Source organism: Micromonospora sp. CA-269861 (genome assembly GCF_050948505.1).
In the GTDB taxonomy this organism is placed as follows: domain Bacteria; phylum Actinomycetota; class Actinomycetes; order Mycobacteriales; family Micromonosporaceae; genus Micromonospora.
In genome coordinates this window covers 3,329,940-3,354,190 of sequence record NZ_CP192014.1, presented here as the reverse complement: position 1 = coordinate 3,354,190, position 24,251 = coordinate 3,329,940, and the positions used below count along the sequence as shown (strand labels likewise).

Annotated in this window: 21 protein-coding genes, 1 tRNA gene and 2 pseudogenes; 9 read left to right on the top strand and 15 right to left on the bottom strand. The window is 72.2% G+C overall.

What is annotated here, in order from left to right:
• Positions 1-7: 7 nt before the first annotated feature.
• On the bottom strand, positions 8-754 hold the full coding sequence (locus ACQP0U_RS15540; protein ID WP_433320071.1) for an SAM-dependent methyltransferase: 747 nt from the start codon (positions 752-754) through the stop codon (positions 8-10).
• Between the two features lie 112 nt (positions 755-866).
• On the opposite strand from ACQP0U_RS15540, the gene ACQP0U_RS15535 reads away from it, so the two are divergent.
• From ACQP0U_RS15535 to ACQP0U_RS15525, 3 genes are all read left to right on the top strand, one after another.
• Positions 867-1,748: a universal stress protein gene (locus ACQP0U_RS15535; RefSeq protein ID WP_433320068.1), complete on the top strand. Its 882-nt coding sequence runs from the start codon at positions 867-869 to the stop codon at positions 1,746-1,748.
• A 99-nt stretch (positions 1,749-1,847) separates the two neighbouring features.
• The gene (locus ACQP0U_RS15530) at positions 1,848-2,060 is read left to right on the top strand and encodes a phosphatidylethanolamine-binding protein (RefSeq protein ID WP_433320065.1); all 213 of its coding nucleotides are present in this window, start codon (positions 1,848-1,850) and stop codon (positions 2,058-2,060) included.
• The gene (locus tag ACQP0U_RS15525; protein ID WP_433320062.1) at positions 2,057-2,533 is read left to right on the top strand and encodes a hypothetical protein; all 477 of its coding nucleotides are present in this window, start codon (positions 2,057-2,059) and stop codon (positions 2,531-2,533) included. Before ACQP0U_RS15530 ends, ACQP0U_RS15525 begins: the two co-directional genes overlap by 4 nt.
• 8 nt (positions 2,534-2,541) lie before the next feature.
• On the opposite strand, the gene ACQP0U_RS15520 is transcribed toward ACQP0U_RS15525, so the two are convergent.
• Positions 2,542-2,745 (bottom strand): hypothetical protein, encoded by a 204-nt coding sequence (locus tag ACQP0U_RS15520; RefSeq protein ID WP_433320059.1) that lies wholly within the window; start codon positions 2,743-2,745, stop codon positions 2,542-2,544.
• A gap of 133 nt (positions 2,746-2,878) precedes the next feature.
• Between ACQP0U_RS15520 and ACQP0U_RS15515 the strand changes: the two genes are divergently transcribed.
• Positions 2,879-3,529 carry a hypothetical protein gene (locus ACQP0U_RS15515; RefSeq protein WP_433320056.1) on the top strand — a complete coding sequence of 217 codons (651 nt, stop codon included), beginning with the start codon at positions 2,879-2,881 and terminating at the stop codon, positions 3,527-3,529.
• 5 nt (positions 3,530-3,534) lie between these two features.
• Here ACQP0U_RS15515 and ACQP0U_RS15510 read toward each other — a convergent pair whose 3' ends face one another.
• The 10 genes and pseudogenes from ACQP0U_RS15510 to ACQP0U_RS15465 form a co-directional block, all read right to left on the bottom strand.
• Positions 3,535-3,720: a hypothetical protein gene (locus tag ACQP0U_RS15510; protein WP_036410487.1), complete on the bottom strand. Its 186-nt coding sequence runs from the start codon at positions 3,718-3,720 to the stop codon at positions 3,535-3,537.
• 72 nt (positions 3,721-3,792) lie between these two features.
• Entirely contained in the window at positions 3,793-5,070 is a 1,278-nt protein-coding gene (locus ACQP0U_RS15505) for a hemolysin family protein (protein WP_433320053.1), read from the bottom strand.
• A gap of 80 nt (positions 5,071-5,150) precedes the next feature.
• Complete coding sequence (locus ACQP0U_RS15500) at positions 5,151-5,348, bottom strand: hypothetical protein (protein WP_030327722.1); 198 nt, start codon at positions 5,346-5,348, stop codon at positions 5,151-5,153.
• Between the two features lie 79 nt (positions 5,349-5,427).
• A pseudogene (selB, locus tag ACQP0U_RS15495) lies at positions 5,428-7,181 on the bottom strand (selenocysteine-specific translation elongation factor).
• A 2-nt stretch (positions 7,182-7,183) separates the two neighbouring features.
• Positions 7,184-8,486: pseudogene (gene selA / locus ACQP0U_RS15490) on the bottom strand (L-seryl-tRNA(Sec) selenium transferase).
• 23 nt (positions 8,487-8,509) lie between these two features.
• Positions 8,510-8,605 (bottom strand) — tRNA-Sec (locus ACQP0U_RS15485).
• A gap of 13 nt (positions 8,606-8,618) precedes the next feature.
• Complete coding sequence (gene nrfD, locus ACQP0U_RS15480; RefSeq protein WP_433320050.1) at positions 8,619-9,746, bottom strand: NrfD/PsrC family molybdoenzyme membrane anchor subunit; 1,128 nt, start codon at positions 9,744-9,746, stop codon at positions 8,619-8,621.
• Complete coding sequence (locus tag ACQP0U_RS15475) at positions 9,743-10,711, bottom strand: 4Fe-4S dicluster domain-containing protein (RefSeq protein WP_433320047.1); 969 nt, start codon at positions 10,709-10,711, stop codon at positions 9,743-9,745. The genes nrfD and ACQP0U_RS15475 overlap by 4 nt, the downstream gene beginning before the upstream one ends.
• Entirely contained in the window at positions 10,701-13,973 is a 3,273-nt protein-coding gene (fdh, locus tag ACQP0U_RS15470; RefSeq protein ID WP_433320044.1) for a formate dehydrogenase, read from the bottom strand. Before fdh ends, ACQP0U_RS15475 begins: the two co-directional genes overlap by 11 nt.
• A gap of 971 nt (positions 13,974-14,944) precedes the next feature.
• Positions 14,945-15,511, bottom strand: a complete 567-nt coding sequence (locus tag ACQP0U_RS15465; RefSeq protein WP_433320041.1) for a hypothetical protein — start codon at positions 15,509-15,511, stop codon at positions 14,945-14,947.
• Between the two features lie 767 nt (positions 15,512-16,278).
• On the opposite strand from ACQP0U_RS15465, the gene ACQP0U_RS15460 reads away from it, so the two are divergent.
• Positions 16,279-16,620 carry a hypothetical protein gene (locus ACQP0U_RS15460; RefSeq protein WP_433320038.1) on the top strand — a complete coding sequence of 114 codons (342 nt, stop codon included), beginning with the start codon at positions 16,279-16,281 and terminating at the stop codon, positions 16,618-16,620.
• On the top strand, positions 16,617-17,276 hold the full coding sequence (locus ACQP0U_RS15455; protein ID WP_433320035.1) for a nucleotidyl transferase AbiEii/AbiGii toxin family protein: 660 nt from the start codon (positions 16,617-16,619) through the stop codon (positions 17,274-17,276). Before ACQP0U_RS15460 ends, ACQP0U_RS15455 begins: the two co-directional genes overlap by 4 nt.
• Before the next feature lie 110 nt (positions 17,277-17,386).
• Here ACQP0U_RS15455 and ACQP0U_RS15450 read toward each other — a convergent pair whose 3' ends face one another.
• Entirely contained in the window at positions 17,387-18,289 is a 903-nt protein-coding gene (locus ACQP0U_RS15450; RefSeq protein WP_433320032.1) for an SDR family oxidoreductase, read from the bottom strand.
• 188 nt (positions 18,290-18,477) lie between these two features.
• On the opposite strand from ACQP0U_RS15450, the gene ACQP0U_RS15445 reads away from it, so the two are divergent.
• A complete protein-coding gene (locus ACQP0U_RS15445) occupies positions 18,478-20,268 on the top strand; it encodes a bifunctional metallophosphatase/5'-nucleotidase (protein WP_433320029.1) in 1,791 nt (596 codons plus the stop codon).
• Between the two features lie 54 nt (positions 20,269-20,322).
• Here ACQP0U_RS15445 and ACQP0U_RS15440 read toward each other — a convergent pair whose 3' ends face one another.
• Together ACQP0U_RS15440 and ACQP0U_RS15435 are read right to left on the bottom strand one after the other, a co-directional pair.
• Positions 20,323-20,496 (bottom strand): hypothetical protein, encoded by a 174-nt coding sequence (locus ACQP0U_RS15440; RefSeq protein ID WP_196926721.1) that lies wholly within the window; start codon positions 20,494-20,496, stop codon positions 20,323-20,325.
• 84 nt (positions 20,497-20,580) lie between these two features.
• Positions 20,581-21,741 (bottom strand): geranylgeranyl reductase family protein, encoded by a 1,161-nt coding sequence (locus ACQP0U_RS15435; RefSeq protein ID WP_433320024.1) that lies wholly within the window; start codon positions 21,739-21,741, stop codon positions 20,581-20,583.
• A gap of 146 nt (positions 21,742-21,887) precedes the next feature.
• On the opposite strand from ACQP0U_RS15435, the gene ACQP0U_RS15430 reads away from it, so the two are divergent.
• Together ACQP0U_RS15430 and ACQP0U_RS15425 are read left to right on the top strand one after the other, a co-directional pair.
• Positions 21,888-22,124 carry a hypothetical protein gene (locus ACQP0U_RS15430; RefSeq protein ID WP_030491902.1) on the top strand — a complete coding sequence of 79 codons (237 nt, stop codon included), beginning with the start codon at positions 21,888-21,890 and terminating at the stop codon, positions 22,122-22,124.
• An 85-nt stretch (positions 22,125-22,209) separates the two neighbouring features.
• Positions 22,210-23,649: an MFS transporter gene (locus tag ACQP0U_RS15425; protein WP_433320021.1), complete on the top strand. Its 1,440-nt coding sequence runs from the start codon at positions 22,210-22,212 to the stop codon at positions 23,647-23,649.
• Positions 23,650-24,251 lie beyond the last annotated feature (602 nt).

The window sequence follows — 24,251 nt, the reverse complement described above, 5'->3', positions numbered from 1 at the left end:
GGCGCGGTCAGTCACCCGCGCGGGTCGCGAGCACACCGTGGAACGCGTCGGGCACCAGCGCCGGCGGGCCTTCCGGCCGCCACTCCGCGACCGGGACGATCCCGTCCGCCGTCGGCGCCCACCGACCGAGCAGGGGCGCGAACGCCGCCGGTGGACGCATCCGGAACTGCGGGCCCATCATGGCCAGTGCCTGCGGATGAGCGGCCAACTCCTCGGTGTCGAAGTCCACCGCGAGCAGGCTGCCCGGCGCCGCGGCAGCGTACAGCTCGTCGAGCGTGCGGGTCAGCGTGGCGTCGTCGAGGAACGCGGCCAACCCGAGGAAGACCACCCCGACCGGCCGCCGACCCCACCCCGGCACGAAGCGGTGCAACTGCGCCGGGTCGACGGTGCCGATGTCGGTCGCGTCGCCGAAGCCGTAGCCGGCCCGGTCGCTGCCGGCGAGGATGCTCTGTCCGAGTCGGATGGTGACCGGGTCGACGTCGGTGTAGAGCACCGTGGCGTCGGTGGCGACCTCATGCACGTTGCCCATTGTCGGCACCCCGGCGCCGAACACCAGGAACCCGTCCACGCCGTGGGCGGCCATGGCCCGCACCGCCCGGCCCAGAAACGCCCGCAGCTCCCGGAAGACCGGGGCGCACGGCCCGTACGCCTGCTCGAACGCGCTCGCGGCGGCCACGTCCACGGGGAAGTGGTGCTGCCCACCGAGCCAGAAGTCGATCATGCGAGCGGTGCTCGGCTGGTCTGGTTCACCCATCGGCGGCGCTCCCTCCCCGGTCGTCGCCAGCGTACCGACCGGGACGCGCTCAGCGGTATCGCGGCGCGGGGGCGTCCGGGACCGCGATACTGGCCGCGAGCGGAGGTGGGCGGTGAACTCGGCGAACAACGCGGCGGTGGTGGTCGGCGTCGACGGCTCGGAGTCGGCGCTGCGCGCCGTACGCCTCGCCGCCACCGAGGCGGCACGCCGGCACCGACCACTGCGGGTCGTGCACGGCTTCATCTGGCCGCTGCTGCACGTACCAGTCTCGCCCGCCCCGGACGCGCCACCCGGCGGCGGGCTGCGCCACCGGGCCGAGGAACTCGTCGAGGCCGCGGTGCGCGAGGCCGAGGCGACGGTGCCCGGGTTGTCGATCTCCGGCGAGATCATCGACGGTGAGGCCGCCGCGGTGCTGGTGGGCGAGTCCCCCACCGCCGCGCTCATCGTGCTCGGCGACCGCGGGTTGGGTGGGTTCTCCGCGCTGGTGGTCGGCTCGGTCGCGGTGCAGGTCGCCGCGTACGCCGACTGCCCGGTGCTTGTCGCGCGCGGCACGCAACGGCCCGACGAGCCGGTGCTTGTCGCGGTGGACGGTTCGGAGGCCTCCCGGCGGGCGGCGGACTTCGCCGCCGAGACCGCCGTCTCGCTCGGCGTGCCGCTGGTGGCGGTGCACGCCTACCGCCACCCCGGCAGCAGCGGACCGGGCGACATGCAACCCCTGGTGTACGACGAGGCGAAGCTGCGCGGCGAGCAGGAGCGGATGCTCGCCGGGTGGCTGACCGGGCTCACCGAGGAGCACCAGGGTCTGCGGTTGACCTGCCGGGTGGTACACGGTCGACCCGGCAGTGTGCTCGCCGAGGCGTCCCGCTCCGCCCAGCTGGCGGTCGTCGGTGGGCGCGGGCGCGGCGAGGTGACCGGGCTGCTGCTGGGGTCGGTGAGCCAGTCGATGCTGCACCACGCGCAGTGCCCGGTCGTCGTGGTCCGCGCGCCCCACTAGCCCGCCGGGGTTGGTCCGCCTCCAGACGGGTAGACGGCCGCGGTACGCCCAGCGGACGGTGGGCAGCACCAGGTGCCCAGACCGACGAAGGAGGCACAGATGCCAGGACCACGGCCGGGCAGTAACGCGTACGACAAGCAGCGGGCACGGTTGCGCAACGCAATCGACGACTCCGGACGCCGAGTGCCCGACGGCAAGGCCAACGAGGTCGCCAACCGGATCCTCCAGGAGGATCGCGGCCAACGAGGCGTGGTGCGCGGCGACCGGACGTACGGCCCGAAGAGCGAGCGCGAACCGGGCGACCCGAAGTGAGGACTGTCGACGTGGCCGACGGCGCGATCGCGGGCGCCGTCGGCAGCACCGCACTGAACGTGGTCAGCTACCTCGACATGGCGTTGCGGGGGCGGCCGGAGAGCGACGTCCCACAGGAGACCGTGGACCGGCTGGCCGGGATCGCGCACGTGGGCCTGGGCAACGGGGCCCGGGCGGCCAACCGCCGCTCGGGCCTGGGGCCTCTGATCGGTTACGGGCTGGGCATCGCCGCGGGTGTCGGGTTCGCGCTCTACGCCGGTGGTCGACGTCAGCCGTTGCCGGTGGCCACCGGCCTGCTCGGCGCGGGCGTCATGACCATGACCGACGGGTCGATCACCGTGCTCGGGATCAGTGACCCGCGGACGTGGCGGCGCTCCGACTGGATCTCCGACATCATTCCGCACCTCGCGTACGGTCTGGCGGCCGCCGTCACCTGGAACAGGTTGCGACGGCCGCCAGGTCGCGGTCGCTAGCTCACCGGTCAGCGGGTGTCGCTGTCGTCCTCGGCCACCGGCTCACCGGCCGGGCCGTACGGCGACACCTGCCCCCTGGGGACCGGTCGACCCTCGTCGCCGCGCGACGTGCCACGGTTGGCCGGGTGCCCACCCGAGGCGGGGCCCTTGTTGTCCTGACTGGTCGCGCCCAGCGCGTTGCGGCGCAACTCCGGCTGCTGCGGGTTCGTCACGGGGTGTCTCCCTCCGGTACGGCAGGCGGCATCGACCGCCTCCACCGCCGGCATACCCGCCCGCCCCGGTGGCATTCCGACAGCGGCCACCGGTGCGACGGCTAGCGGGTCCGCAAGTGGGTAAGCCGTCGGGGTGGGCAATGACCGAAGTGTGGTGCGGGTGCTGCTCGACAGGCGTGGCCGCACGTACGCCGAGGAGGCCGGCATCCGGCTCTCCGACCGGCCCGGGCCGCTCTACCAGCTGCTGGTGCTGACCACGCTGCTGAGCACCCGGATCCGGGCGTGCGTGGCGGTGGACGCCGCGCGGGAGCTGTTCGCCGCCGGCTACCGCACCCCCCAGGCCATGGAGGCGGCCAGCTGGCAGGACCGCGTCGACGCGCTGGGCCGGGGCCACTACCGCCGCTACGACGAGCGGACCGCCACCATGCTCGGCACCGGCGCCCGGCTGTGCCTGGACCGCTGGCACGGCGACCTGCGACGCCTGCACCGGGACGCCCAGGGCGACCCCGCCGGGCTGCGACGACGCCTCACCGAGTTCCCCGGCATCGGCCCCACCGGCGCGGACATCTACCTGCGCGAGGCGCAGGCGGTCTGGTCGGACGTGCGCCCGTACGCCGACCGTCGGGCCCTGGCCGGGGCGAAACGGCTGGGTCTGCCCGGGTCTCCGGACCGGCTCGCCGGTCTCGTCGACGAACCGGACTTCGGCCGGCTCGCCTCAGCTCTGGTACGGGTGGCGCTGGGTGAGGAGTCCGCCGGTGAGGTCACCCGCGTCGCCGCCCGCTGAGGCGCTCACTTGACCGTCTTGTCCCCCGGACGGGTCAAGTGCCACACCAGCAACGCGGCGAGCAACGCCAGGACCACCACCCCGCCGGAGATGCCACGGCCCTCCTCGGGGCTGCGGCCGGCGCTGCCGAAGTAGATCACCGCGAGACCGGCCAGCACCGTGACGAACGTACGCAACCCTCGGTCCTTCACGTCTGGCACCGTAGGCGGGTCGCGGTCACCGACGCGGCGATTTGCGCCTTTTGTCATTCTTCTGGGTGATGGTCAGCGCTCGGCGACGAACCCGCACAGCCGCACCCGGCGCACCGCCCGGTCGGCGACCTCCACCACCTGCAGGGTCAACCCGGGCAGCCGCACCGTCTCACCCGGCCCGTCCGGCAGGTGCCGCAGCCGGGCCAGCACCAGACCAGCCACCGTCGTGTAGTCCCGGGACAACGGAAAGCTCAGCCGCACCCCCAGGTCGGGCAGGTCGTGCAGCGGGAAGTCACCGGGCACCAGCAGGGACCCGTCCGGTTCCCGGATGACCCCCTGCACGTCACGGTCGGTCTCGTCGTACAACTCGCCGACCACCTCGGCCAGCAGATCCTCCATGGTGACCATGCCGTCGATACCCCCGTGCTCGTCGACGACCAGGGCCAGTTGCTGATGCTCCTGCCGCAACTGACGCATCGCGTCGGCGACCGGCAGGGTCACCGGCAGCAGCAGCGGCGCGCGGACCCGCTCACCCACCGGGGTGGTGCCGGCCCGCACCAGGTCGCGGATGTGCACCACCCCGAGCACCTCGTCCAGGCCGCCCGGACCGGTGACGGGGGCGCGGGACCGCCCGGCGGCGGCCAACCGCCGAACCCCCTCGTCGGCGGCCAGGCTGGCCGGCAACGTGGTCACCTCCCGCCGGGCCACCAGGATCTCCCGCAGTGTCCGACCGGCGATGTCGAACGCGCCGGTCAGGATCTCCCGCTGCTGGGCCGACAGACCGCGCTGGCTGGCCAGCATCTCGCGCAACTCCTCCTCGGTCATCTCCTCCCGGTTGGCCCGCGGGTCACCACCGGCGAGCCGCACGATCGCGTCGGTGGCCCGGCTCAGCAGCCACACCGCCGGGCGGGACACCCGGGCCAGCAGATCCAGCGGGCCGGCGCTCAGCAACGCCCACCGCTCGGCCCGCTGCATGGCCAGCCGCTTCGGGGCCAACTCACCGAGCACCAGCGTGACGAACGTCAGCAGCACGGTCACCAGCAGCACCGCGGCGGGACGCGCCGCCCCGCCGAGGAAACCCAGCGGGCCGACCAGCGGGCCCGCCAACGACACCGCGGCCGCCGCCGAGGCGAGGAACCCCGCCAGGGTGATGCCGAGCTGGATCGTGGCCAGGTAGCGGTTCGGGTCGCGGGACAACCGCACCAACCGGTCGCCGGCGCGGCTGCGCCGACCCAACCGCCGCAACTGCCCCTCGCGCAGGGTCACCAACGCCATCTCGCTACCGGAAAGCGCCGCGTTGACGAGCACCAGCACGGCCACCAACGCCAACTGCCCGAGCTGACCGCCCATTGCGTACCCCCGTCCGCCGTCTGAGGTCACTCAACCGCAGCGGGGCACAGCGCGGGCCCGGTTTGCGCCCGCGCCCCCACTCAGTCGACCTCCAGGTCGTCCAGCGAGATGGCGTGGGTCATCAGCCACCGGGCCAGCGCCGACATCCCGAACAGCCACAGCGGCACGGACTCGGTGGGGCCGTTGGTGGCGTAGATGGCGAAGCGCAGGTCCGGCGCACGGTACGCCTCGATCCGCCACCGGTGCTGCCGGTCCCGCCAGACCGCCGAAGGGTCCATGGCGTCACCGTAGGTGACCGTCGCCGACGCCGGTGCCGGTTGGCCCAGCAACCGCCGTGGTGCAGCCGCGCCCCGGTGCTCAGGTGACGACGATCCGGGCGTCGTCGGGCAGCCGCCGGGTCGCGCCCCGCCGGTCCAGCAGCTCCAACAGGGGCACCGCCACCCGGCGGGTGGTGTCCAACGCCTGCCGGGCCGCGGACAGGGTGAACGGCTGCGGCAGCCCGGCCAACACCCGGACCGCGTCGTCGAGCGCGTGCGGCAGCAGCACCACGTTGTCGGCCAGCCGCAGCAGAGCACCGGCCCGCACCGCGGCGCCGATCTCCCGGGGCCCCAGCCCGAGGTCGACGAGGCGGTCCGCCTCGGGGCCCGGAACGGCCGGTCGCCGTACTCGGCGCGGACCCGCTGCACGGCCCGGGCCACCGGTTCGGGCAGCGCGTCGGCGCTCGCCGCCCCGACCCGCCCGGCGTGGATCCGCAGCGGCGGCCGGACCAGCGCCTCGACAAGCACCCGATCGGGCAGGGCCAGGCGCTGACGCAGCGCGTCCACGGGCATCCCCGGCTCCAACGGGTGCTCCCGTGCGTGGCGGGCGACCTCCTCGGTCACCTGCTCGCCGAGCCGCCGCCAGTGCGCGGGGTCGGCCAGCCAGTCACCGGCGACCGGTTCGGCGTGCGCTGGCACACCCATCCGGATCAACGCGCCGGCCCGGATCAGCCGGCGACGGCGCAGCTCCCCCGCCAGGTCGGGTCGACCGTCCAGCTCGGCGAGGAGCTGGGCGCGGGCGGCGGCCGCACCCCGTCGGGCCAGCGGTGGGGGCGCCACGTCCAGCACCCGCACCCCGCCGCTGACGTGGTGGCGGCCCGGATCCCGCAGCAGCGCCCGGTCACCCACCAGCAACGGCAGCGGGCGGGCCAGCCGCAGCCGGACGGTGTCCGGGCCGAGCGGACGCACCCGCACCGGCACCGCCGCCGACCCGACATGCAGGGTGAGGGTGGCCGGCAGGTCGGCGGCCGGGTCGCCGGCGAGCCGGACGTCGACCAGATCGGTGTGGTGAAACCGGCCCGGGGTGAGCAACGCGTCGCCCCGGCCGAGCCGGTCGCGGGGCGTGCCGCGCAGGTTGACCGCCACCCGGGCGACCGCCGCCGCCTCCGGCCGGGCCTCGCCCAGGGAGTGCAGGCCACGGACCCGGACCGGTTCGTCCGCGCCGGCCAGCTCCAGTTCGTCGCCCACCCGCAGCCGGCCGGCGCCGAGGGTGCCGGTGACGACAGTGCCACTGCCCCGCACGGTGAAGCTGCGGTCCACCCAGAGCCGGACCGGTTCGTCCACGACCGGCGCGGGCAGCTGCGCGGCGAGCCGGTCCAGGGCTGCCCGCAGCTCCGGCAGGCCGACGCCGGTCAGCCCGCTGACCGCCACCGCCGGCACCGCGCCGAGGCTGGTCGCGGCGATCTCGGCGCGGGCACGTTCCGTCGCCGGCCCCGGATCGGCCAGGTCCGCGCGGGTCACCGCCAGCAGGCCGTACGCGACACCGAGCGCGTCGAGCGCGGCCAGGTGCTCGGCGGACTGCGGCATCCAGCCCTCGTCGGCGGCCACCACGATCAGCGCCGCCGGGACCGGGCCGACCCCGGCGAGCATGTTCGGCACGAACCGCTCGTGCCCGGGTACGTCGACGAAGGCGACAGTGCCGCCGGACGGCAGCGTCGTCCACGCGAAACCCAGGTCGATGGTCATCCCCCGGCGGCGTTCCTCGGCCCACCTGTCGGGTTCCATCCCGGTCAGCGCCCGGACCAGTGTCGACTTGCCGTGGTCGACGTGCCCGGCGGTCGCGACGACGAACACGTTCAGTCGTCCCCGGGTACGCGCAGCACGGCCGTGCGGACCGCCTCGTCGGCGTCGGCCGGCACGCAGCGCAGGTCGAGCAGGAGCCGGCCGCGCACCACCCGGCCGAGGATCGGCGGGTCTCCGGTGCGCAGCGGCGCCGCGTACCGCTCGGGCAGGCTCAACGCCCACGAGTCCAGCTCCACCCCGGGGCGCCGCCCCCGCCGACGACCGCGACGGCCGGCACCACCTCCGCCTTGCGGCCGTCGGCGCCGAGCCGGTCGCGCAGCCGCTCCACCCGTTCGTGCAGGGCACCCGCATCGGCGTGCAGCGCCACCCGGGTCGGGGTGTCCGGTCGGTGCAGGGTGGCGGCCAGCGCGGCCAGGGTGAGCTTGTCCACCCGCAGTGCCCGGGCCAGCGGGTGGCGACGCAGCCGGTCGATCAGCTCGACGTCACCCAGCAGCAGCCCCGCCTGCGGCCCACCGAGCAGCTTGTCGCCGCTGGCGGTGACCAGGGCGGCGCCCGCGCGCAGGGTGCTGGCCGCGTCCGGTTCGTCGGGCAGCAGCGGGTCCGCGCCGAGCAGCCCGGAGCCGATGTCCACGACCACCGGCACCCCGAGCGTGGCCAGTTGCCGTACCCCGGTGGCGGAGGTGAAGCCGGTGACCCGGAAGTTCGACGGGTGCACCTTCAGCACGAAGCCGGTCTGCGGACCGATGACGGCGGCGTAGTCGGCGAGTGTGGTGCGGTTGGTGGTGCCCACCTCGCGCAGCCGCGCGCCGGTGCTCTCCAGCAGGTCAGGCAGGCGGAATCCGTCGCCGATCTCGACCAGCTCGCCCCGGCTGACCACGATCTCCCGGCCGGCGGCCAACGCGGTGGCGGCCAGCACCAGCGCGGCGGCGCCGTTGTTGACCACGTGCACGGCGCCCGCGTCGGGCACGGCGGCGGCCAGCGCGTCGAGCGCGCCCCGGCCGCGTCGGGCCCGCCGGCCGGTGGTCAGGTCCAACTCGACGTCGGTGTGCCCGGCGGCGGCCACCACCGCGGCGACCGCGGCGGACGACAACGGCGCCCGGCCCAGGTTGGTGTGCAGCACCACGCCTGTGGCGTTGAGCACCACCCGGGGCCGGGCGTGGGCAACGCGGCGACCGCCGCGTCGCGTACCTCGTCGGGGTGGAGCTCACCGCGGCGGGCGCGGTCCTGCGCGCGGGAGACGACCGCCTTGACCTGCTCCCGGCCGAGGGTCGCGGTGGCGGCGACCAGCACCGGGTCGGCGAGCAGCGTGTCCGTACGGGGTACCCGGCGTCGCGGGTCCACCGGGCCGTCGCCCATCACGTCATCTCCTGCAAGCGGTGTGGCGGAGACGGACGGGAATCGAACCCGCCTGGCCCGGGTCCCGGACCACTCCGGTTTTGAAGACCGGGAGGGGCACCAGCCGCCTGAACGCCTCCACCGGACATTCGATCACACCGAGGGCGGGGCCGCCCGATCAGATGGAAGATCCATGCCGCTTCGCCGCGCTTCGACCCGTTCGCGTTGCGGCACCACCGTGTACCGGGGGTCCCGGGCCGAGGCGACGCCGCCGTAGAAGATGCCGAACCGGGTCAGCACCGACGCGGCCAGCAGCGCGGTACCGGAGAGCGCACCGACCACCCGGCTGCGCCGGCCCAGCAGAGCGCCCGCCACCCCGCCGACGGTCAGCAGCCGCGCGGCGCGCAGCAACCGACCCGGCCGGCCCAACCGGTAGGGCTCGCTGAGCAGGCCGAGGCGGGTCTCCACCCGATGCGTGCCGTACAGCTCCAGGGCCGCGCCGGCCACCGCCATCCGGCGGGCCGGCCCGGCCTGGGCCGGCGGCGCGGCGAGCAGACCGACGCCGGCGCCGCTGGCCAGCGCGCTGCCCGCGAAGATCACCGGCAGCTCGGGGTACGCCTCGTGCCACGACGGCACCGCCGTGTCGGCCAGCAACACCCCGGTGTACGTGGCCAGCGCCGGCGCGGTGCCGGCCGCGATCAGCCCGGCGGCGTGCCCGATCGGCGGCAACGCCCGGCCGGCCAGCCCGAGCAGACCGTGCCGGGGCAGCACACCGGCGGCCTCGGCGATCGCGGCGACGCCCGCCGCCGGCCCGTACGCGGTGAGGATCCAGGTGCCCATCGACATCGGTGAGGTCGGCTTGGCCACCCGGAGCATGTGGTGGAACCGCGCCGGGCGGCCCAGGTCCCTGACCAGGAAGACGGCGCTGGCGCTGACGGCGGCCAACGCGGTGACCCGACCGGCGCGCCGCAGTGCGGGCCGCCCGGTGAGCTGCCCACCCGCGGCGAGCAGCGACGAGCCGGCGGCCAACCCACCGGTGAACAGGTACGCCGCGATGTCCCACTTCCAGACGGGCCCCTTGAGAATCGGCCGACCGTAGTACGACGTGAACTCGGCCTCCGGCACCCGCAGTTCCTCGCCGCCGCCGCGCCGCCTGCCCCGCCGACCGGACGCTTCGCCGCTGGGCCGCTCGTCGCCTACCGGGGGTCGGTCGCTGCCCTCGGCGGCGAGACGCTCCCGGAAGCGACGGAACCGGTCGCCCACGGGGCCCGGTGGGGTCATGAGGAACCTCCGACGAACGCGGCGACGGTCGCCGCCGCCATGGCGAGCGCGGCGAGGCCGGCACGTTTCCACATCTTAGGCAGGTCGCGGGTGGTCACGACCGGGTCGGGCGGCAGCCCGTACACCTCCGGCTCGTCGAGGAGCAGGAAGAACGCACCGTCACCACCGACGCCGTCGTTCGGGTCGTGCCCGTACAGTCGCGCCTCGGGGACGCCCCGGTCGTGCAGCGTCTCGACCCGGGCGGCGGCGCGTTCGCGCAGTTCGTCGAGGGGCCCGTACTGGATCGACTCGGTCGGGCACGCCTGCGCACACGCCGGCGTCATCCCCGCACCCAACCGGTCGTAGCACAACGTGCACTTCCACGCCCGACCATCGTCCTTACGCTGATCAATCACCCCGTACGGACACGCCGAAATGCAGTACCCACACCCATTGCAGATGTCCTCCTGCACCACCACAGTGCCGAACTCCGTACGGAACAACGAACCCGTCGGACACACATCCAGACACGCCGCATGCGTGCAGTGCTTACAAACGTCCGACATCATCAACCACCGAAAATCAGTGCGACCCTCCGCACCGGACCCCCGCCCCGGCGGCTGCGCCCCCGGCATTCCGAGGAACTGCGGGCCCGAGCCGACCGGCTGGTCCGGGCCGGCGTCGACCGGCGCACCCAGCACGTCCGAAGGTGAGGCGCCATGCCCGGCCGGTCGCGGCTGCTCGATGAACGCGACGTGTCGCCACGAGTTCGCGGTCAACGCCCCGGTGTTGTCGTACGACATGCCGAGCAGGTCCAGACCACTCTCCGGCACACCGTTCCACTCCTTGCAGGCCACCTCACAGGCCTTACAACCGATGCAGACGCTGGTGTCGGTGAAGAACCCCATCCTCGGCGGCGCGTCCTCATAACCGGCCTCCGGCGCCGGGTCCAGCGGACCGTACAGGCTGTTCGGGTCAGGAAGCACCGTGCTCCTTCTCCTCGCTGTCGGTGGTCACGGCCGGAGCGTGCTGGCCCGGGGTGATCCCGGCACATCGCTGGTAGTCGGCCACCAGGTCGAGCAACGCCGGCCCGGTGGGACGGCGGCCCGGCCGCACGTCGCAGGTGCCGACCTTGCTCTCCTGGATCAGGACGTTCGGGTCCAGGCTGATGCCGAACAGGTCGTTGGCCGAGTCACCGGTCACCAGACCCTCGAAACCGAAGTGGTACGGCAACCACACCTGGTGGATGATCCGACCGTCCACCCGCAACGGGGTGAGCCGGTCGGTGACCAGCACCTTCGCCTCGATCACCGCGCGGCCGCTGACCAGGTGCGCCCAGCCCAGATGCGTCAGCCCGACCTCGCCGGCCAGGGCCGGTGACACTTCGACGAACATCTCCGGTTGCAGCTCGGCCAGCGGCGACACGGTCCGGCTCATCCCACCTGCGGTGTGGTGCTCGGTGAGCCGGCTGACAGTGAACACGTACGGGAACACCTGAGCGTGCTCCTGCGGCGGGCTCGGGTTCACCGAGTTCACCGGATGCGCGTACATCTTGCGGGTCGGGTTGGCCTGCTGACCGTAGAGCGGGTTACGCACCGGCGACTCCACCGGCTCGTAGTGCGTCGGCAGCGGGCCGTCCAGGACACCACTGGGCGCGTACAGCCAACCCTTGCCGTCGCCCTGCATGACGAACGGGTCGTCGCCCGCGATGCCCTCCGGCCCGGACGCGCCAGGCGGCGGCCGGTACGACGGTGGCTTGGTCTTCTCGAAGTCCGGCACGTCGTAACCGGTCCACTCGGCCTTCTCCGCGTCCCACCACACGTAACGCTTGCGCTCACTCCACGGGTTGCCGTCCGGGTCCGCGGACGCACGGTTGTAGAGGATCCGCCGATTCGCCGGCCACGCCCAACCCCACTCGGCGGCCACCCAGTCCTGCTCGTGCCGGGACACGCGCCGGGCCGCCTGGTTCACCCCGCCCGCGTACACCCCGCTGTAGATCCAACAACCGATCGCGGTGGAGCCGTCAGCGCGGGCCTCGGCGAAACCGGACAGCGGGCGGCCGGTGGCCACGTCGTACCCGTTGATCTCGCGCAGCACCGCCTCGGCGCTCGGCTCCGCGTGCGGACCGTGCGTCGGGTAGTCCCAGGTGAGGTCGAGCAACGCCCGGTCGCGCGGCAGCGGCGAGTCGGCCAGCTTCTCCCGCAGTTTGCGGCCCAGGTGATAAAAGAACCACAGCTCGGAGCGGGCGTCGCCCGGCGGCTCGACAGCCTTCTCCCGCCACTGCAACAGGCGTTGCGTCTGGGTGAACGTGCCCTCCTTCTCCACGTGGGAGGCGGCGGGCAGGAAGAACACCTCCGTGCGGCACTCCTCCGGCACGATCTCCCCGGTGGCGACCTCGGGGCCGTTCTGCCAGAACGTCGCACTCTCGATCATGAACAGGTCCCGGACCACCAACCAGTCGAGGTTCGCCATGCCGAGCCGCTGGGCCCGACCGTGCGCCGACCCGACCGCCGGGTTCTGCCCCAGCAGGAAGTACCCCTTGATCTTCCCGTCGATCATGTTGAGCACCTGCTGGTACGTGCCGTGATCACCGGTCAGCCGGGGCAGATAGCCGTAGCAGAAGTCGTTCTCCGCAGTCGCGGCGTCACCCCAGTACGCCTTGAGCAGGCTGGCCGCGAACGATCGCGCGTTGCCCCAGAACCCCTTCTGCCCCGGGTGCCGGATGCTGTCCACCCACTCGTCGAACGTTGGGTGCTCGGCGTGGTGCGGCATCGGCAGGTAGCCGGGCAACAGGTTGAACAGCGTCGGGATGTCGGTCGAGCCCTGGATGCTCGCGTGTCCGCGCAGGGCCATCACCCCGCCACCCGGGCGGCCCATGTTGCCCAGCAACAGCTGGATGATCGCGCCGGTACGGATGTACTGCACACCCACGCTGTGCTGCGTCCACCCCACCGAGTAGATCAGCATCCCGGTGCGGTCCCGGCCGGAGTTCGCCGTCCACGCCCGCGCCAACTCCAGGAACTGCGCCTGCGAAATGCCGCAGACCCGCTCCACCATCTCCGGGGTGTAGCGGGCGAAGTGTCGCTTCAGGATCTGGTAGACGCAGCGCGGATGCTGCAACGTCTCGTCCCGCCGGGTCTGCCCACCCACCTGCGCGCCGTGCGACTCGTGCGCCAAGCCCGCGGCGCTGTCCCGCTCCTGGGCGGTGTGCCCACTGCCCGACGAGCCCTCATGCCCCTCGTACTGCCAGCTGTCCTGCACGTAGGTGCCGGTCTCCGGGTCGAAGCCGGAGAAGAACCCGTCGCCGTCCTCGGTGTCGCTGAACTCCTCGCTGACAATCGTCGCCGCGTTGGTGTACGCGAGCACGTACTCCCGGAAGTCCAGGTCGTTGTCCAGGATGTAACGCACCACCCCACCGAGCAACGCGATGTCCGTGCCAGCCCGGATCGGCAGGTACGCGTCAGCGACCGCACTCGTGCGCGTGAACCGTGGGTCGACGTGGAAGACCTTCGCCCCCCGGCGCTTGGCCTCCATCACCCACTGGAAGCCCACCGGGTGTGCCTCGGCCATGTTCGAACCCTGGATGACGATCACGTCAGCATTGGCGATGTCCTGCTGGAAATCCGTCGCACCGCCACGACCGAAGCTGGCCCCCAGACCGGGGACGGTGGCGGAGTGTCAAATACGGGCCTGGTTCTCGATCTGGAGCGCCCCCATCGCGGTGAACAACTTCTTGATGAGGTAGTTCTCCTCGTTGTCCAGCGTCGCCCCACCCAGACTGGAGATACCCAGCGTCCGGTTGAGCGGCCGGCCCTGCGTGTCGACGTCCTCCCAGGTCTGCTCGCGGGCGGCGAGGATCCGGTCGGCGATCATGTCGAGCGCGGTGTCGAGCTCCAGATCCTCCCACTGCGTCGAGTACGGCCGGCGGTAGCGGACCTTCGTCTGCCGCAGCGGACTGGTGACCAGGCTCTTGCTCGCCGAGCCCTTTGGGCAGAGCCGACCCCGCGAGATCGGGCTGTCCGGATCACCCTCGATCTGACTGACCTGCCCGTCCTTCACGAACACCCGCTGACCACAACCCACAGCGCAGTACGGGCAGACCGACCGGGCCACCGAATCGGCGGTACCGGTACGGGCGGTGAGCGCGCGGGACCCGTCAGACTTCGCCGCGGCACCCCGGCCCAGCGGGTCCGTGCCGGTGAGCTGGCGGTAGACCGGCCAACCCTCGATAAAGGTCCGCAGACCCATCCCCGACACCCCCTCCCACGCGAGCGACCCCCTGAACATAGGTCAACTGAGACAGGTTCGCGAACCCGGGATACAGACAGCGCCGCCCCCGGCCTTGTGGGCCGGGGGCGGCGCTGGTGTCGGTGTGCAGGTCGCCTCTCGGCGAGTGGCACGACGCGGCTCCAGCCGAACGGTATTCCGCGAGGGCGATATTAGGTGAGGCCCGGGGACACTGAGTCACACCGACACTGTCCACAACCAGCCCCGCCCCGACGTTGTTCCCACACCCCGCCGCGCCCGCCGCACCCATCCGATCGCACCGCCTATCCGATCGCACCGCCGGTCGGGTCGGTCGGCGGTCCCACCGTGGAACGATCACGGTGGGACCGGGCATCGGCACGCTGCATCTGAGACATGTCCCGCCACACCGCTGGCCAGGGCGGGCGGCCGACGGCCGCAACCGCCTTGCCGCGTTGCCCTGCCGCATTGCCCTATCGCATTGCCCTGCCGCACCGCCTTGCCGCACCGCCTTGCCGCACCGCCTTGCCTTGCCGCACCGTCGGCGGTTCCACCGTCGGATCCCATCGCTGTTTCGCGGGTCGCTTGACGACCGCGACGCCCGCCATCGCGCCCCGCTTCGGCCACGCACCACGAGATCTTGGACAGTTTCCGTTCCGCGCGAACGGAAACTGTCCAAGATCTGCGGGCAACCACCCGCGGACCGTGCCAAACGCCCCCGCCAAGCACCCGGCGGCGCGGCAACCGCGGCCAGCGGACCGCACCGATGCGCTCGCCCGCACGGCACGGGAGACGCCGCTGGCCGGCACCCCGGGGGTTGCGGGTGCCGGCCAGCGGTCAGTGTCGTGCGGTGGCGCTGACGTGCGAGTGGCGCTGTGCTGCGGTGGTGCTGACGTGCGGTGCTGCGGTGCTGCGGTGGTGCGGTGATGCTGGCGTGCGGGTGCTGTGGTGCTGTGGTGCTGGTTTGGTGTGGGTCAGCTGTTCCAGTGCTGGGCGACCAGGTCGGTGGCCTGCTGCTCCCACTGGGCGTAGGCGTCCGGGTACGCCGACACCTGCACGGTCTGGGCGGCGTCGGTCAGCGGCATGTCCTGCCACCCGTCAACCTGGCGCAGGCCCTTCAGGAACGCGGTCGTGGAGTAGGCGGGGTCGGTGATCTGCTCCGGCGTACCCCAACCACTGGACGGGCGCTGCTGGAACAGGCCCAACGAGTCGTGGTCGTTGGCGTCGCCGAGGTGGCCGAGGTTCTCCAGCTTCGACTCCTGCAGGCTCGTCGCGATCGAGATCACCGCGGCGCGCTCGGGCAGGCCGGCCTTCTTCGTCGCGGCGATGATCGCCTTCACGTTGCCGGTCTGCTCGTCGTTCAGGTTGATGTGCGACTGGTCGCCCTGCGGCTTCGGGGCCGCCGACTGCACGGCCACCGCGACGGGCTTGGCGTCCACGGCCGGAGTGGCGGCGTGGGCGGCGATCGGGCCGGCGAAGACACCACCGGCGAACGCGAGACCAGCAACAGACAGCACGCTCTTACGCATGATCGTGTTCATGGGGGTAGCTCCTTCGGGGGTAGGACACCTCAACCGCCAAGGGGAAACGGCGGCAGGGTGTGAGCACCTCGTCCGGCGCTGCACAAACAAGGGGGAAAGTCTTCAAGGTCGGCGGCCTGCGAGCGGGGGCTCGTGGCGCCGGGTCCACGTGTAACGACCGGGGGGCCGGGGTCATTCCGGGGGTGGCCCACCTGCCGGCACCCTCATCGAGGCGGTGGCCGGGCGGTCGTTCGTGGGGACTTGTAACGACCCGGCGGCCTAGGTCATTCCGGGGAGGCCCACCTGCCGGCGCCCACATCGAGGCGGTGCCTGCGGTTGGTCGTGGGGACTGCAACGACCGGGCGGTGGCTGGCATTCCCACCTGCCGGACCGGCAGCCGAACCCCCAGGGGCCGGGCGGCGGTCGGTGGTGCTGCGATCGTCAGGGTATGTAACGACCCCGGCCCGGCCATGATTCCGGCCCACGAGTGCGCCCGGTCACCACACACCAACACCCACAACCCGACAAACCACCCACCCCACACCGGGCCACGACACCCAATCGCCCCGCACCCCGGGTGATCCACTCGGGTTCACGGAAGTCGGGGCATCCCAGACACCCGGACACCCCGAGTTCATGAAACCCGAGTCGATCACGGCCGGCCGATCGCCCCAGATCGCGCAGACCGGACAAGAATCGCGCCGAACGGGGCCGCGCGGGCGCGGCTGGAGCAGCGCGCTGGGATCGTCCTGAGCGACACCGGCTCTGGTGGGCGTTACCCTGACACCATGCAGGCCGTCTCCCCCACCGTGACCGGCGTGGCTTTTCTGGCCCGCCCGGGTCGCCCTGCTGTAGTGGCGCGGACGCTCGCCGAGCTGGCCGGCCCCACCCGTGGTGTGGTGGAGCTGCCGGTACGGCTGATGTGGAACGCCGAGCGCACCTTCGACCTCGGCGACCCCGATCAGCTGCTCTGGATGTACGAAAACGTGCTCCGGGAGACCACCCGCGCCGACGATCTGCGCGCACTGATCAACGGTCGGACGCTGCGTCGGGTGTGGCGACTGCTCAACCTGCCTCGGGGCGTACGCCAGGCGTGGGAGAGCCGGCACCGCGGCCTGCGCGCGGCGTGATCGAACCTCATCTGCACGAGTTCTACCGGGAGGTGGCCCGGGTGGCGCTGGCCGCCGCCGGGCCGTACCGATTCGTTCTGGGTGGTGGGGTGGCGTGGGCGGCGCACGGGCTGGTGGCCCGGCCGACGGAGGACGTCGACCTCTTCGCGGACGTGGAGGGTGCCGCGGCGGCGGCGTCCGCCGGGGTGCGCGTGGCCCTGGAGCGGGCCGGGTTCGTCGTCAGCGACGCCGACCCGGACAGTGAGCTGGCCGAGTTGTTCGACGGGTACGAGCAGGACATGAAGGACTTCGTGGTGAGCCGCGACGGACGGCAGATCCGGCTCAGCCTTGCCCGTCTGGACCGGCAGCAGAGTCCGGTGGTGATGGACCTCGGCCCGGTCATGGACGTCCGGGACCTGGTGGCCAACAAGATCGCGGCGTTGGTCAACCGGCGGGAGGTTCGCGACTTCATCGACGTGGCGGCGGCCCTCGACCACTACGACGTGACCGAGCTGTTGGTGCTGGCACGGCAGGTCGACCCCGCGTTGGATCCGGACGACGTGCGCGCCGCAGGCCGCTACCTGGACCGACTGTCCGACCAGCGCTTCGGCCGCTACGGCCTGGCCGCCGCCGACGTCACCGAGATCCGGCAACGCTTCGCCGCCTGGCCACGCTGACCACCAGGCCGCATGAAACACGCCGCACGAAACAGGCCACAAGAAACACGCCGCACGAAACAGACCGACCGACGAGCCGCAAGAACAAGCCGCACGAACAGGACGGCGGATCACTTGGTCGGTCGACCGCCCGTGACCCCGAGGATCTCGCCCGTCACGTAGCTGGACTCCTGCGAGGCGAAGAAGACGTACGCGGGAGCCAGCTCGGCCGGCTGCCCGGGACGCCCCTCCGGGGTGTCGGTGCCGAACTGCTCCACCTTCTCCTGCGGCATGGTGGCCGGGATCAGCGGAGTCCAGACCGGGCCTGGTGCGACCGCGTTGACGCGGATGCCCTGTTCGGCCAGGTCGACGGCGAGGGCCTTGGTGAAGTTGACGATCCCCGCCTTGGTGGTGGCGTAGTCCAGCAGTTGCGGCGACGGGTCGAACGCCTGGATCGACGCCGTGTTGATGATCGCCGATCCTTCGGCCAGGTGGGGAATGGCGGCTTTGCAGAGCCAGAACATCGCGTACAGGTTGGTCTTGAACACCCGGTCGAACTGGTCGGTGCTGATCCCGAGGATCCCCTTGTCCTGCGCCATCTGGTACGCCGCGTTGTTGACCAGGATGTCGAGGCCGCCCAGGTCGCGTACCGCCCGGTCGACAAGGTCCTGGCAGTGCGCCTCGTCGGTGATGTCACCGCGTACCGCGACGCCCCGCCGGCCGGCCGACTCGACCAGCCGGATGGTCTCCCGGGCGTCGGCGTCCTCTTCCTCGCTGAGGTAGGAGATGAGCACATCCGCGCCCTCCCGGGCGAAGGCGATCGCGACCGCCCGGCCGATCCCCGAGTCACCGCCGGTGATCAGCGCCCGCTTGCCGTCGAGTTTGCCGCTGCCCCGGTACGACTCCTCCCCGTGGTCCGGCCTCGGGCTCATCTCCCCGGTCGAGCCGGGCGCCGACTGCTGCTGTGCGGGCTGACCGGACTGCTGGCCGTACTGGCTGGTCGGGTCCTGCTGGGTGTGCTGGTCCTCGCTCACCGATCTTCTCCTCGCGCCGCGCGGGGAGCGGGGGCTCTCCCGCGAAATCTCGTCCTGCACCGCCCTACCCTGCGTCGGAGTGTGGAAACCGCTGCATCGGTCGGGGCTGGCGTGGCGGGAGTGCCAGGTGCTGGTTATGGTGCGCAAGGCGCTCACGAGGCGCGTCCACCCCCATGGAAAGGCACGTCATGACCTCTCCCTCCGGCCCGTCGCGCCGCCAGGTGCTCGTCGCCGCGGCGGCCGCGGCGACCACCCCGCTGATCGCCGCCGCGCCCGCGCAGGCGGCCGGCGCGGCCCGGCCGCGCACCTGGGACCTCACCCTCCTGGGCACGTCGGACACGCACGGCAACGTCTACAACTGGGATTACTACCGCGACGCCGAGTACGACGACAGCAAGCAGAACGACATCGGCGTCGCGAAGCTGGCGACCCTGATCAACCAGATCCGTCGGGAGCGGCGCGGCAAGGCGACGCTGGTGCTCGACGCCGGCGACACGATCCAGGGCACGCCGCTGGCCACGTACTACGCCAAGCAGGAGCCGATCACCGCCACCGGGGAGAAGCACCCGATGGCGCGGGCGATGAACGTCATCGACTACGACGCGGTGACCCTGGGCAACCACGAGTTCAACTACGGCCTGCCGTTGCTGGACCTGTGGATCCGTCAGCTCGGCTTCCCGGCGCTGGCCGCGAACGCCGTCAACGCGAAGACCGGCAAGCCGGCCTTCCTGCCGTACGTCATCAAGAAGGTCTCCCTCGGCTTCGCCGCGCCGACCCTGCGGGTCGGCATCCTGGGGCTGACCAACCCCGGTGTGGCCATCTGGGACAAGGGCAACGTCGAGGGCAAGCTGCGCTTCGACGACATGATCGCAACCGCCGCGAAGTGGGTGCCGATCATGCGGGCCCGCGGCGCGGACCTCGTGCTGATCTCCGCGCACGGCGGCGACAGCGGCACCTCCAGCTACGGCCCGGAGTTGCCGAACGAGAACCCGGTGGCGCTGATCGCCCAGCAGGTGCCGGGGATCGACGCGATCCTCTTCGGTCACGCGCACAACGAGGTCGTCGAGCGGTTCGTCACCAACGAGCGCACCGGCACGCAGGTGCTGCTCTCCGAGCCGTCGAAGTGGGGCCAGCGGCTCACCCGGATGGACTTCACCCTCGCCCGTGAGCGCGGCCGCTGGACGATCACCAAGAAGGCCGCCACCATGCTGAACACCAACACCGTGGTCGAGGACCCGAAGGTGCTCGCCGCCGTGCGGGCCCAGCACCAGAAGACCGTGGCGTACGTCAACCAGGTCGTCGCGAAGTCCACGGTGGAGCTGTCGGCTGCGGAGTCGCGGTACAAGGACACGCCGATCCTGGACTTCATCAACCACGTGCAGACCGAGGTGGTCGGCGCGGCGCTGGCCGGCACCGCGTACGCGGACCTGCCGGTGCTGTCGATCGCGGCGCCGTTCAGTCGTACCGCCGTCTTCCCCGCCGGCGACGTCAAGATCCGCGACGTGGCCGGCCTGTACGTGTACGACAACACCCTCGAGGCGGTCGTGCTCAGCGGGGCCGAGGTGCGCGCGTACCTGGAGTACTCGGCGAAGTTCTTCCGCACCCTCGCGCCGGGCGCCCCTGTCGACCCGGAGCAGATCAGCGACCCGGCCGTGCCGGACTACAACTACGACGTCTTCTCCGGCCTGGACTACGACATCGACATCTCCAAGCCGGTCGGGCAGCGGATCACCCGCCTGGTGCTGGCCGGCACCGACACTCCGGTGGCCGACAACGCCCAGTTCGTGGTGGCGGTGAACAACTACCGGCGCAGCGGCGGTGGCAACTTCCCCGGCATCGTGAAGACCCAGGTCTACAACGCGCAGCAGGAGATCCGTCAGCTGCTCATCGACTGGGCGCAGGCCCGGGGGACGATCGACCCGGCCGATTTCTTCCAGCCCAACTGGCGCCTCGTACGCGAAGGCGTGCCGGTCTTCTGATCGCACAGCGTCGACGGGCCGTGGGTGGCGACACCCGCGGCCCGTCGCGCGTTCTCAGCCCTGCACGTTCCAGCGGATCGGGTCCTCGGACTCCTCCGGCCGGTCGCGCCCGGGGTCGGTCTCGGTCAGGGCCACCCGCTCGTCGGGACGGACGGCCGGCGGCAACTCCCCGAACCGCGCGTGGCGCAGAAACGCGTACTCGTCGTCGGTGAACGGCTGCTCGTCCATCAGCGCCTCCTTCCGCTCCCCTGCGATTGTCCGCCGGCCGGGCTGTCCGGCACCAGTAGCCCCGCACACACCCTGTAAGGCATCCTAGGATCCTGGGTGAGCGGTGGTGGGCTGCCGCGATGGGTGGGACAACCTGTCGAGCACCGCGAGGGCGGCCCGGATGGGGCGTCGGCGCAGCATCTCGTCGAAGCTCGCCCGCCCCTGGCAGAACTGCACGAACATCCGCCAGCCCGGAGGGGTCGCCAACAGGGCGTGGAACACGTCCGGACGGCGAATGAACACGTCGAGCAGCCGGAACCCGGCCCGCATCTCCGGCAGCAGACGCTCGGCCACGGCCCGCTCGTACCCGGCCAGGTCACCGTCCGCGACCGCCGTTCCGGCCAACTCGCCGGAGCGCAACGCGAAGCTGATGCCCTCCCGGCTCCACGGCTCCAACAGCCCCGCCGCGTCCCCCACCACCAGCACCCGGCCGTTGCGCAACGGTGAATCCTCTTCGCGGCAACGGGTCAGGTGACCGGAGTCGTGCTCCGCCGGCAAACCGGTCAGACCCAACCGGTCGACGAACCGCCGCAGGTAGTCGCGGGTCCCCTCCCCCGCGCCGCGACCGGCGATCACACCGACGGTCAGCCGGTCACCCTTGGGGAAGACCCAGGCGTACGAGCCCGGCATCGCACCCCAGTCCAGCAGCAGCCGACCCCGCCACCGCTCCTGCTCGGCGGGCGGCACCGGAATCTCCAACTCCAGACCCAGATCCACCTGCCGGTACCGAACCCCGACGTGCCGGGCGGTCACCCCCGACGAGCCGTCCGCCCCGATCACGGTACGAGCCGCGATCGTCGTACCGTCGGCCAGCCGCAGGCGTACCCCCTCGGGATCCTGCTCGATCGCGCGGACCGCGACCCGCTCCCGCACCTGCGCGCCGGCGGCGACCGCAGCCGCGCGCAGCCGGTCGTCGAACTCCTCGCGGCGCACCATCGTCACCACCGGACTGTCGTTGCGGCGGGTGAACTCCCGACGGCCGTCGCGGGTGAACGTCACGCGGTCCACCCGGTCGTGGGCGGGCACCTCGATCCGACCCTGAACGGCCGCCAGCGAGGTGCCGATCAGGCCACCGCCGCAGGTCTTGTAGCGCGGGTGCGCGGCGCGCTCGACGACAAGTGTGGAGAGGCCCGCACGGGCAGCGGCGTGTGCCGCGGACAGCCCCGCGGGGCCAGCGCCGACGACGACGAGATCCCAAATGATCACGAAAGCAGCCTAGGGCACCGCCCCTGCGCGACCGCCGGACCCGCCGCCGTCGCGACCGCCCGATCGGGTGTGCATCTTCGGGCACCGAGGGGGTAACCGGCGCACGGCAACCGCCACCGCAGTGGCGGACGAGCAGAGGAGGAACCATGCAGCAGGTGCAACTGTCGGAGGCCGAGCAACGGGTGTACCAGGCGGTCACCACCCTGGAGGCACGCGGGCAGGTCCCCTACCCGGACCTGATCGCCGAGGAATCCGGGCTGACCGAGGAGCAGGTGGGCAGCCCCCTGCACCTGCTCACCGAAAAGGGCCTGCTGCACCGCGAGGACTCACCGATGGCGGGCCTCGACTTCGGTCCCCGGTTCTGCGCCCGCCAGATGGCGTGACCCGCGGAACCAGCCGGAACGGTTCGCCCCCCGGAGACCCGGGTAGCGGTCAACCATGCGTGACCGACGGTCGACGGGGGGCGCGATGAGCGCGGCGCAGACGCCGCAGCCGGTGAGCGCGGCCGAGAACCGACGACGCTGGCAGGCGGTCGGCGTCGGACTCGTCGCCGCGTTCATGACGCTGCTCGACGTGAGCATCGTCAACGTCGCCGTGCCGTCCATCGACCGGGCGCTGCACGCGTCGTCGAGCGACCTGCAGTGGATCCTCTCCGGGTACGCGCTCACCTTCGGCCTGGCGCTGGTCCCCGCCGGCCGCTTCGGCGACGCCCGCGGTCGGCGCAACGCGTTCGTCTTCGGCATCGCACTGTTCACCATCACCAGCGCGCTCGCCGGCCTCGCCACCTCACCGACGTGGCTGGTCATCGCCCGACTGCTGCAGGGCGCCGCCGCCGGCATCGTCAACCCGCAGGTCATCGGGCTGATCCAGCAACTGTTCCGCGGGCCCGAACGTGCCCGCCCGTTCGGGCTGCTCGGCGCCACCATCGGCATCTCCACCGCCGTCGGTCCGCTGCTCGGCGGGCTGCTCATCGCCATCGGCGGCGAGGAACACGGCTGGCGCTGGGTCTTCTTCGTCAACGTGCCGGTCGGCGTCCTCGCGGTGATCCTCGGCTGGCGGCTGCTGCCCGGCCGCCCCGCCAGTCAACCCGGCTGGCGTCGACTCGACCCCGTCGGCGTCCTGCTGCTCGGCATCGGCGTGGTCCTGCTCCTGCTGCCGCTGGTGCAGGAGCAGCAGTGGCGCACGCCCTGGAAGTGGGCGCTCATCCCGGCCGGCCTGGCGGTGCTTGTCGCCTTCGGGCTCTGGGAGCGACGGTACGCACGCCACCACCAACCCCTGTTCGACCTTCGGCTGTTCAGCCTCCAGTCGTACACCCTGGGCTCGGTCCTGGCGCTCGTCTACTTCGGCGGCTTCACCGCGATCTTCTTCATCTTCACCCTGTTCCTGCAGATGGGTCTCAACTACTCCGCCCTCGTCGCCGGCCTGGCCATCACCCCGTTCGCCCTGGGCTCGGCGGCCGCCGCCGTGCTCGGTGGTCGCATCGTCAACCGGTTCGGCCGACCACTTGTCGCCATCGGACTGCTCACCGTGGTCGTCGGACTGGCCGCGACAGTGATCGCACTGCACCTCTTCCCTAACTCCCCGGCACCCTGGGTCGCCACCGGTCCTCTGCTCATCGCCGGCATCGGAAGCGGACTGGTGATCGCCCCCAACCAGACGATCACCCTCTCCGAGGTGCCAGTCGAGCAGGCGGGCAGCGGCGCGGGCATGCTCCAGACCGGTCAACGGATCGGCGCCGCAGCCGGCATCGCCGCCGTCGGGTCACTGTTCTTCTCGAAGCTGGCCGACAGCCGCGGCGACTGGACCAGCGCCTTCGAACAGTCCCTCATACTGGCCACCGGCATCATCGCGCTCGCACTGATCGCCGCGCTGATCGACATTTGGCGCACTCACAACCACAAGACCTGACCCGGGTACGCCGCTGGCCGGCACCCGTGTTGTGGGTGCCGGCCGGCTGACGTTGTCCTGCGGTTGTGCTGACGTGCGGTGGTCAGCGGCATGTGCTGCCACCCATCGAGCTGGTTGAGGCTCCGCGACAAGTGCCTCCGGTCGGCGTCTGCGGTCTGGACTGCGTCCTGCGGTCTCTGCGCTGCGGCCTGGGCGCTGCGGCCTGGGCGCCGCGGCCTGGGCGCCGCGGCCTGGGCGCCGCGGCCTGGGCGCCGCGGCCTGGGCGCCGCGGCCTGGGCGCCGCGGCCTGGGCGCCGCGGCCTGGGCGCCGCGGCCTGGGCGCCGCGGCCTGGGCGCCGCGGCCTGGGCGCCGCGGCCTGGGCGCCGCGGCCTGGGCGCCGCGGCCTGGGCGCCGCGGCCTGGGCGCCGCGGCCTGGGCGCGGAGGCCTGGGCGCGGAGGCCTGTGTCCGTGCCCTCCGCCTGACTGACAGGTGATCCCTCGTCCCTGCCCTTGCAGATCTTGGACAGTTTCCGTTCCGCGCGAACGGAAACTGTCCAAGATCTCGCGGGCAACCACCCGCCGAACCGTGCCAAACGCCTCCGCCAAGCACCCGGCGGCGCGG

What these genes read in the sequence shown, in the direction of transcription:
- ACQP0U_RS15540 (WP_433320071.1), bottom strand. Translation starts at nt 754, where the DNA reads ATGGGTGAACCAGACCAGCCGAGCACCGCTCGCATGATCGACTTCTGG.
- ACQP0U_RS15530 (WP_433320065.1), top strand. Translation starts at nt 1,848, where the DNA reads ATGCCAGGACCACGGCCGGGCAGTAACGCGTACGACAAGCAGCGGGCA.
- ACQP0U_RS15505 (WP_433320053.1), bottom strand. Translation starts at nt 5,070, where the DNA reads ATGGGCGGTCAGCTCGGGCAGTTGGCGTTGGTGGCCGTGCTGGTGCTC.
- ACQP0U_RS15500 (WP_030327722.1), bottom strand. Translation starts at nt 5,348, where the DNA reads ATGGACCCTTCGGCGGTCTGGCGGGACCGGCAGCACCGGTGGCGGATC.
- nrfD (WP_433320050.1), bottom strand. Translation starts at nt 9,746, where the DNA reads ATGACCCCACCGGGCCCCGTGGGCGACCGGTTCCGTCGCTTCCGGGAG.
- ACQP0U_RS15465 (WP_433320041.1), bottom strand. Translation starts at nt 15,511, where the DNA reads ATGAACACGATCATGCGTAAGAGCGTGCTGTCTGTTGCTGGTCTCGCG.
- ACQP0U_RS15460 (WP_433320038.1), top strand. Translation starts at nt 16,279, where the DNA reads ATGCAGGCCGTCTCCCCCACCGTGACCGGCGTGGCTTTTCTGGCCCGC.
- ACQP0U_RS15445 (WP_433320029.1), top strand. Translation starts at nt 18,478, where the DNA reads ATGACCTCTCCCTCCGGCCCGTCGCGCCGCCAGGTGCTCGTCGCCGCG.
- ACQP0U_RS15440 (WP_196926721.1), bottom strand. Translation starts at nt 20,496, where the DNA reads ATGGACGAGCAGCCGTTCACCGACGACGAGTACGCGTTTCTGCGCCAC.
- ACQP0U_RS15430 (WP_030491902.1), top strand. Translation starts at nt 21,888, where the DNA reads ATGCAGCAGGTGCAACTGTCGGAGGCCGAGCAACGGGTGTACCAGGCG.
- ACQP0U_RS15425 (WP_433320021.1), top strand. Translation starts at nt 22,210, where the DNA reads ATGAGCGCGGCGCAGACGCCGCAGCCGGTGAGCGCGGCCGAGAACCGA.